Here is an 8,519-nt window from a genome sequence, read left to right as displayed (position 1 = left end):
CGCTGCGCCGCCCGGTCCGACTGGTCGGCGATCCCGCGCCCGCCCGGGATCCGCAGCCGCGGCGCCCCGTCCTGGCGGCCGGCCGCCCGGCGCGCGCGCGGCCGATCCCGGCCGGGAACCTGATCGGCGTGCGTCCCGACGGCTGGGAGCCGACGGAGACCGAGATGCTCGCCGTCACCGAGCCGGGAGCGGTCCGCGACGCGGTCGAGACCTTCCTCGCCCTCGACGCCCGCACCGCCGCGCGGCCGATCATCGCCGACCCGGCCGAGGCGTCGCTGGTCCGGGTGGTCACCCGGCTGTTCGCCCGCCGCGGCGCGCTGCGGGTCGAGTTCCGCCGCCGGGCCGGCGCGGTCGTCGCCGGAACGCTCCACCTCTGCGCCGGCGCCAACGCTGTGCCCTGGCGCCGCGTTCGGGCCTGAGCGGTCAACGAGCGGTCGACGAGCGGTCGACGAGCGGTCAATCCGCCGCGTCCGGAACGCCTGTCGACGGGGGCGGGCGGCCCTAGCTGGCCTCCATGACCCGCGACCTGCCCCACGGCGTTCGACCCGCTCCGCGCCGGAAGGCGGCCGCACGGACGGCACGGAGGCCGCGCGAGGCAGGCGAGGCCGACCGGGTGGTTACGATCCTCGCGCGTCTCGCAGAGAGGGACCCGGATCCGAAGGCCGGATTCGACCGCACCGACCCGTTCCGCCTGCTCGTGACCGTGCTGCTCTCGGCCCAGTCCACCGGCCCGACCGTCTCGCGGATCGCGGAGGCGCTGTTCTCCGAGGCCCGCGATCCCGCCGGCATGGCGGCGCTGGGGGAGGCCCGGATCACGGAGATCGTCCGGCCGGTCGGTCTCGGGCCATCCAAGGCGCGCAACATCGTCAAGCTGTCGGCGGTCCTGCTCGCGGAACACGGCGGCGCCGTCCCGTGCAGCGCCGCGGAGATGCGTCGCCTGCCGGGGATCGGCCGCAAGAGCGCCGAGGTCACGGCGAACTTCGCCTTCCACGAGCCGGTGATCGCGGTCGATACCCACATCTTCCGGATCTCGAACCGGATCCCGCTCGCCCCGGGCCCGACGGTCGACGCGGTGGCCGACGGTCTCGCCCGGATCGTGCCCGACGCGTTCAAGGACAACGCCCATGTCTGGCTGTTCCGGCACGGGCGCGACATCTGCACGGCGCGGAATCCCGCCTGCCCCCGATGCCCCGTCTCGGACCTGTGCGCGTGGCCGAGCAAGGCGACGGCCTAGACGCTACTCGTCCTCGCCGAAGCGGTTGGCCAGCAGGGCCTCGATGGCGTCGAGGCAGCTCTCCGCGTCCGGGCCGACGGCGGTGACGGCGACGTGCGTGCCCATAGCGGCCCCGAGCGTCAGCAGGCCCATGATCGAGCGCCCGCCGACCGTCTCGCCGGCCCGGGTGACCGTCACGGCGGCGTCGTAGCGCTCGACGGTCTGCACGAACTTCGCGGAGGCGCGGGCGTGGAGGCCGCGCCGGTTGATGATCGGGAGCTTGCGGAGAAGGCCGCCCTCCGGAACCGGCGGATCGTCATCGGTCTCGAAAAGCTCGTCCATCGCCCGTGGTGTTTCCCGCCCGAACGGCGGCCCTGGCGGCCGCCTGCGCTGAACCTAAACCATTGACCGGGCATGTCGATCCCGCAGTGCCCGGGGCGCGGGCGAGCGGGCGGCCGTGTGCCCTCGCCGGCTACCACTCGTACTCGGCGCCGACGCCGAGGCTGGTGCGGCCGTCGCTCCCGGCCTCGCCCTTCAGCTTGATCCGGCGGGTGACGTCGACGTCGACGCCGACGGCGGTGTCGGCGGGCTTCGCCCCGGCCTTCACGCCGACGCTGACCCGATCCGAGATGTAGCGCGAGGCGCCGATCGCCGGCCCGCCGCTCGCGCCGGTGGAGACGTCGAGGCTGTCGAGGCCGAGGCTCTTGCGCGCCTGCTCGAACATGTCCGGACCGGCGGCGCCCCCGGAGAGCTGGGCGACCGCCTGGGCGAGCTGCAGCGCCTGGAACGGCGATAGGCCGGCCGACGCCTTCTTGAACAGGATCCGCGACAGGATCTCGTCCTGCGGCAGGACCGGGTCCGAAGTCAGGGAGAATTGCGGGGCGTCCGCGAAGCCCGAGACGGCGATGCGGGCGGTCACGTCGGTGGCCTTGGTCTCCGCGACGAAATCGAGTTCCGGCGCGGTCAGGCTGCCGGCGAAGGTCAGCCGGCCGCGGCTGAAATCCAGGCGCTGGCCGACGAGCTCGAACTGTCCGCGGCGCAGCGAGAAGGCGCCGTTGGCGATGGGCGACGCGGAGGTGCCGGTGACGCGCAGCGCCCCGCCGAGTTCGGCGTCGATGCCGCGCCCGCGCACGAAGATGCGGCTCGGCGCGTCGATCGTCACGTCGAGGGTGGCGTCGAATGGCACGGCCGGCTTCCCGCCCCGCCGCCCATGCCGGGTCGCGGCCTTCCGCTCCGCCCGCTGCGCCAGGCGCGCCCGCAGGGCCGGCGGCGTGTTGACGTGCCGGACACCCGGCAGCGGCCGGATCGTGGCCGGCAGCCGGTCCGGAACCGCGACGTCGATCGACACGACGTTCACCCGGCCGCCGATCCGCGGCGTCCGCGCCAGTGGGCCAGCCAGCGTGATGTCGAGGCTCGACACGGCCGTCATCAGCGGACTCGACACGAGCTCGGCCTTGTCGGCGACGACGTGGAAATTGCCCGGGAAGTCGGGCGCGAGGGAGACGCGGCCGGTGACGGAGACCTGGCCGCCGTTGCGGGCGGTCGCGGTCAGGCGCTCGACCACGACGCTGTCGCCGCGGCCGGTGACCCGACCCTCGATCCCGGTGAAGCGGAGCCCGTTCAGCGGATCGGTGAAGCTCCCGCCGCTCAGCACCGCCGCGCCCTGCGCCCGCGGCGCCGCCAGGGTGCCGGTGACGCCGCCGTCGATGGCGACCTTGCCGGTCACGCTCTGGCCGCCGACGCTCAGGAGGGAATTGGCGAGGGCGGCGTCGAGCGTTCCGCGCGCGCGCAGGTCGAGCGGCCCCCCGGCCTCCACGGGCAGCGACCCGGAGACCGTCAGGGCGACGCCGCGCCCCGCCGTCACCCGGCCGTCCAGGCTCGCCTGTCCGTCGGACAGCGTGCCCTTCGCGGCCGCGTCGATCGCCGGCAGCCCGGCCTGCCGCGTCTGCGGAGCGACCAGCTTGGCGACGCTGACCGCGTAGCGCCCCTCCGGTCGCGTCGCGGGGCCGCGGAGGTCCGCCTCGCCGTCCAGGGTCCCCGAGAGGGCCAGATCCGGCGCGGCGATCCGGGCGAGCGACAGGGGCAGGGACCGGATCGCCACTCTGAGGTCGAGATCCCGCCCGGCGCGGCCCGCGACCGTGACGCGGCCGGAGCCCGCCGCGATCGACAGGCCGTCGATCACCGCGCCGCCGTCCCGGAGGGTGATCGCCGCCGGCCCGGTGAGGGCGAAGCGGTCGTTGCCGCGGGCCGCCGACAGGCGCTGGATCTCGATCCGCGTGTCCGCGGCCGGGACGACCCGCGCGGCACCGTCGAGGGTGAAGCCGCGCGCCCGGGCGGTGAGGCTCACGTCGCTGAAGGCGGGCGTGCCGTTCGCGAGGAGCCGGATCGTGTCGACCTGCTGGCCGGCGGCCACGAGCCGGTCGGCCTCGACGCGCCCGTCGAGGACGGGGTGGGCGCGCAGGTCCCGTCCCGAGAGGTCGGCGTCGAGCCGCGCGAGGGCCGTGTCGCCGTAGCGGAGACCGGCCCCGGTGGCGCGGACGGTCACGTCCTGGCGCCCGCCGTCGCGGGCGAGAGTCAGCGCGGCGTCGAGGCGGCCCGAGACCGGTTCCGGGACGAGGGGCGCGATGTCCGTCAGGTCGCCGGCCCGCACGGTGAGCGCGCCCGCCGACAGCCACGTGTCGGCCGCGACCGTCGCCTGGCCGGCGACGGAGACCGAGCCGAGATCGAGGCCGAGCCGGTCGAGGACCCAGTCCGGGCCGACGCGCGCGAGGTGCGCGCCGCCGGTCAGCGCCTTGCCGCCGACGTCGCCGCCGAGCCGGACCGTGCCGTCCGGCGCGAGGAGCGCGTCCCGCAGGACGGCCTCGACGCGCAGATCCCGGATCGGCTTGCCGGCCGCGGTGGCGGCGGGCGCCGTCAGGGTCGCGGTCACGTCCGGATGCTCCAGGGATCCGGTCAGGCGCGCGTCGACGCCGGCCTTGCCGGTGAGGCGCCCGTCGAGATCCGCGAGGCTCTTGAGGTCGACCCGTCCGGCGACGTCGGCACGGGTCGTCGTCGCCTCGCCCTGCAGGGTGGCGGTGACGCCGGAGCCTTCCAGGCGCAGATGGTCGAAGCCGTACCCGTCGAAGGTCTGGGACACGCGTCCCTGAAGGCTCGGCGCGCGGCCGAGGGCGCGGTCCGCCGCCCGGATGCCGGTGACGAGACCGCTCGTCGTCACGGCGAGGTCGGCGGCGACGGCCTTGCGCGCCGGATCGCCGCTGAGCCGCGCCTTGGCGTCGAGGCTGCCCGCGAGGCCCTGGCCCGCGAGGCCCGAGAAGACGGACAGGTCCGGCAGCGCCGCGTCGAGGGTGCCGGTCAGGGTGTTCTGGCCGACCCGGCCGGCATAGGCGGCCCGCGCCGTGTCGGAATCGAGCTTGAGCGCCGCGACGTCGACCACGCCGTCGGCACCGGCCGAGGCCCGGAGCGTCACGGTCGCCCGGCTGCCGATGGCCCGGCGCAGGGCCGGGTCGGAGAGCGTCAGCCCGTCGATCCGGCCGTCCGCCGTGACGGCGAAGCGCTGCGCCGACGGCTCGCCCTGCGGGTCGATGCCGAGGCTCGCCTCGATCCGGTCCAGGCTGGAATCGCGGCTGCGCAGGGCGGCCGCGTCGAGGTGGCCCCGGACGGTGGGCGCCGCCAGAGGCCCCTTGAGGCTGCCGTCGAAGACGAGCTTGCCGATCTCGGCCTCTCCGGCCCGGGTGACGTCGCCCTCCGTCGGCAGGGCACGCGCCTGCAGGGTCAGGTCGGCGACCCGGTCGCGGGTGAGGCTGCCGCCGGCCGCCAGGCGCGCCGTGCGGGAGGTCAGTTCCAGCCGGTCAATCCGGAAGGCGCCGCTGTCCGCGAAGGACAGGCCGCCGTCGAGCTTGGTGGTGCCGGCTAAGATCGCCGCCGCCGGACCGGGCATCAGCCCCTCGATTCGCGCCGCGAGGTCGAGGGCGAGCCGCCGCTCGGCCCCGATCCGGGAGATCTTCGCCCCGCCCTTGGCGCCGATGTCGGGTCCCGCCGTGAAGTCCAGCTTGGCGCCCCAGGCGTCCAGCGTGCCCGTTCCGTCGAGCTCGAAGTCGATCGGCGGGGTGCCGGGCAGGTTGGCGGCCTTCGAGAGCAGGCCGCCGGCCGGCTCGACGAGGTTCGCCTTCAACTCCAGCCGCTCGCCGTTCGGCACGAACAGCAGCGACAGCAGGAAGCGGCCCGGCGCGTCGAGGCGCTGCGCCCTCGCCTGCAGGTCGAGCCCCTCGCTGGCGGCGCCGAGCTTCGCCCGGCCCTCCGCCGACAGCCGCGCCGGCTGCCCGGCCACCGCCTCGCCCAGCGTCAGCTCGGCCAGCTTGAACCCCTTGATCTCGACCTTGACCGGCAGGTCCGGGAGGAGCCGCCCGTCGGGCTTGGCCTCGGGCGGCGGCGGGCCGGGGACCGGCTGGCGCAGGACGTCGAGATGCCCGATCTCGAGGCTGTCGACCTCCAGCCGGCCCGACAGGAGGGCGAGCCGCCGCCAGACGATGCGGGCCCGGTCGAGTTTGAGCCAGACGCCGTCGCGGTCGCTGATCGCCACGTCCCGGATGGTGGCGTCGGAGGACAGGGCGCCGTCGACGGCGCCGATCGCCACCCGCGAGGAGGGCGTCGACAGGGCGCGGGACAGGAGGCCGCCCAGCACGGACTTGTCGCCCTCGTCGGCGCGCGTCGCCGCGAGGGTGCAGGGCAGCAGCAGGGCGAGGCAGACCAGGACGAGCACCAGGTCCCACCGGCCGTGACGGGCGGTCGGATGCGCGGCGCGCTGCGTCGGTCCGGTTCGGAACGCCATTCAGAAAGCCTGCCCCAGGCTGAGATACAGGACGGCGGGACGCACGTGTCCGCCCTTGTAGGGGTCGAGCGGGAAGGCGACGTCCGCGCGGATCGGGCCGATGCCGGTGTAGTAGCGCAGGCCGATGCCCACCGATTTGCGGATCTTCTCGTCGAAATCCGGCGTCGCCGAGGCGAAGGCGGTGCCCGCGTCGAAGAACGGCACCACGCCGATCGTGTCGGTGACCTTGATGCGCGCCTCGAGCGAGGCCTCCAGCAGGCTGCGGCCGCCGATCGGCAGGTTGAAGGGGCCGATCGGTCCGAGGGTGCGGTACGGGTAGCCCCGCACCGAGCCGCCGCCGCCCGCGAAGAACCTGAAATTGTCGGGGATCTCCCCCAGCGGCGCGCCCGAGACCGAACCGAAGCCGATGCGGCCGGCCAGGATCATGCGGGCCTCGTCGTCGAGGGCGTAGTATGTCGATCCCTGCGCCTTGGCCACGACGATGCCGGGCGAGGAGATCGCGCCGGGATAGACCGCCAGCGACGCGATGGCCCGGACGCCCCGCGTCGGGTCGAGGAGGCTGTCGGTGGAATCGTAGGTGACCGAGGCCGGCACGCCGATCAGCCGGTAATCGACCGTGCCGAGGGCGTCCTTCGACCGGCCAACCTGGGCATCGAGCCCGATCTGCGCCGAGAACGTGTCCGAGAACCGGTGACGGATCGCCCCCGAGACACCCCCGCCATCCACGAGGTAGCTCTGCTGCACCTCGCGGGTGATGAAGGCGTTCGCCAGGAAGTCGTTGCGCGTCCCCCACAGGGCCGGCTGGACGTAGGTCGCCGAGAGACGTCCGCCGAGGCCGTTCGTACCGATGCCCGCGGCCTTGCGCTGGTTGGCGAACGGGTCGTTCCCGAGACCCAGATAGTAGAGGTCGGCGTCCACGCGGAAGGATTCGCCGCCGCCGAACAGGTTGCGGTTGGCGTAGTAGGCCCGCACGCCCGGCCCGTCGACCGTGGAGTAGCGCGCCGAGACGCCCACGAGGTTGCGCTCGCGCTCGGTGACCTCGACGAACAGCGGCAGGTTCCCGTCGGCGTCGAGGGTCGTCCCCTCGCGAACCCGGACGCCGCCGATCCCCTCGATCCGCGCCACGGACCGGCGGATCGCGGCCACCGCCTGGGGTGAGTACGGGTCGCCCGGCTCGGCGTAGATGAAGGATCGGATGGTCGCCGGGTCGATCCCCGGCGCACCGCTGACGGCGACGGGGCCTAGTCCGGCCACCGGGCCCGGCGCCACCGTGAAGGTCACGTCCATCGCGTGGGCGGAATCGTCCACCACGGGATCGCGCGCGACCACCTTGGCGAAGGGACGGCCCTGGGCGCGGAAGTGGTCGACGATCTGCGCTTCCCGCGCCAGCACCGTGGCGGAGCGCGCGGGAACATCCTCGTCGACGCGGGTGACCCGCGCGGGCAGCTCGGCTTCCGGGAACGGGTTGCCCGCCGGATCGCGCACGGTGATCCGGCGCAGATGGTAGAGGGGCCCGAGATCGACCGCGATCCGGACCGGGACGAGGCCGCGGTTGCGCCACGCCTCCGCGGCACCGACCGCGGCCGTCGCCTGGCCCGGCACCGGCGCGCCGTCGACCCGGATCGTCACCGCTCCTTGATAGTAGCCGTAGCCCGACAGGACGTCGGCGAGCTTGGCGAGATCGGTCTCGGCCCGGCGCAGCAGCCCCTCGCCGTCGGGCGGGGGTTCCTGCCTTAGGCGATAGAGGGTGGAGGTGTCCTGCAGGGCCCGCAGCACGTCGGAATCATCCGTGCCGGTGATCCGCAGCGTGTACGGGAGCGCGGTCGCGCTCGGCGGCGGCGGTTCCGGCTCGCTGCCGAACAGGCCGAACAGGTCGAACGCGCGCGCGGGTTGAGCCCCCGCGGCGACCAGCAGGGCCAGGGCCAGGGCGGCCAGCCTCGGCGGCGATGCGCGACGCATCGCCGGGTGGGCCGGACGAGGAAAGGGAGCGGAGACGCGCAAACCGCGCTCTTCAGCTCCGATCGAGGTCGGCCGTGCCGCCCGCCTGTGAGATCATTGCCGCTCCCCCCTCACGCCGTATCACGGCGTACCCCACCGCATCTTAAGGCCAGGTGCCTGCGAGGCCAACACCGCCGAGGTCGCGGCGCGGACACCCTGCCCAGGAGCCGGGATCGAGCGATTTCGGTGGCGACTCGGCGCGGGCGTCGGCGCTCATCGGCCGGCGCTCGACCCCCCTCCCCTGCCGGAGCGGCGGCGACCGTCGTGGGACGCGTCGGCACGGGGACCGCGTCGGTTCGACGGGGTGCGACAAACGCAGAACCCGCCGCGCTTGGGGGCGCGGCGGGTTCTGTGTGTCGGGATTTGGTTGCGGGGACAGGATTTGAACCTGTGACCTTCAGGTTATGAGCCTGACGAGCTACCGGGCTGCTCCACCCCGCGCCAAGTGTGTGCGGCTGGTCCGGGCGCGCCGGCTCTGAC

General features: G+C 74.5%; 4 protein-coding genes, 1 tRNA gene and 1 pseudogene. 2 read left to right on the top strand and 4 right to left on the bottom strand.

Annotated elements, in window-relative coordinates; genetic code table 11:
• Both ME121_RS31920 and ME121_RS31915 read left to right on the top strand, forming a co-directional pair.
• Nucleotides 1-419 (top strand): annotated as a pseudogene (locus ME121_RS31920) (hypothetical protein); the annotation flags it as partial.
• A gap of 95 nt (nucleotides 420-514) precedes the next feature.
• Nucleotides 515-1,234, top strand: coding sequence for an endonuclease III domain-containing protein (locus ME121_RS31915; RefSeq protein ID WP_059410269.1), 720 nt, complete (start codon nucleotides 515-517; stop codon nucleotides 1,232-1,234).
• Nucleotides 1,235-1,237: 3 nt separating this feature from the next.
• Here ME121_RS31915 and ME121_RS31910 read toward each other — a convergent pair whose 3' ends face one another.
• The 4 genes from ME121_RS31910 to ME121_RS31895 form a co-directional block, all read right to left on the bottom strand.
• Nucleotides 1,238-1,555: an HPr family phosphocarrier protein gene (locus ME121_RS31910; RefSeq protein ID WP_012319355.1), complete on the bottom strand. Its 318-nt coding sequence runs from the start codon at nucleotides 1,553-1,555 to the stop codon at nucleotides 1,238-1,240.
• 130 nt (nucleotides 1,556-1,685) lie between these two features.
• Complete coding sequence (locus tag ME121_RS31905; protein WP_059410268.1) at nucleotides 1,686-6,041, bottom strand: translocation/assembly module TamB domain-containing protein; 4,356 nt, start codon at nucleotides 6,039-6,041, stop codon at nucleotides 1,686-1,688.
• Nucleotides 6,042-8,000 (bottom strand): autotransporter assembly complex protein TamA, encoded by a 1,959-nt coding sequence (locus ME121_RS31900; RefSeq protein WP_012319357.1) that lies wholly within the window; start codon nucleotides 7,998-8,000, stop codon nucleotides 6,042-6,044.
• Between the two features lie 403 nt (nucleotides 8,001-8,403).
• Nucleotides 8,404-8,480: transfer RNA gene (locus ME121_RS31895), tRNA-Met, on the bottom strand.
• Nucleotides 8,481-8,519 lie beyond the last annotated feature (39 nt).

This window comes from Methylobacterium sp. ME121 (assembly GCF_000974725.1).
Classification (GTDB): Bacteria; Pseudomonadota; Alphaproteobacteria; order Rhizobiales; family Beijerinckiaceae; genus Methylobacterium; species Methylobacterium radiotolerans.
The sequence above is the reverse complement of the archived record's forward strand: the minus strand, read 5'-3'. Positions and strand labels throughout refer to the sequence as shown.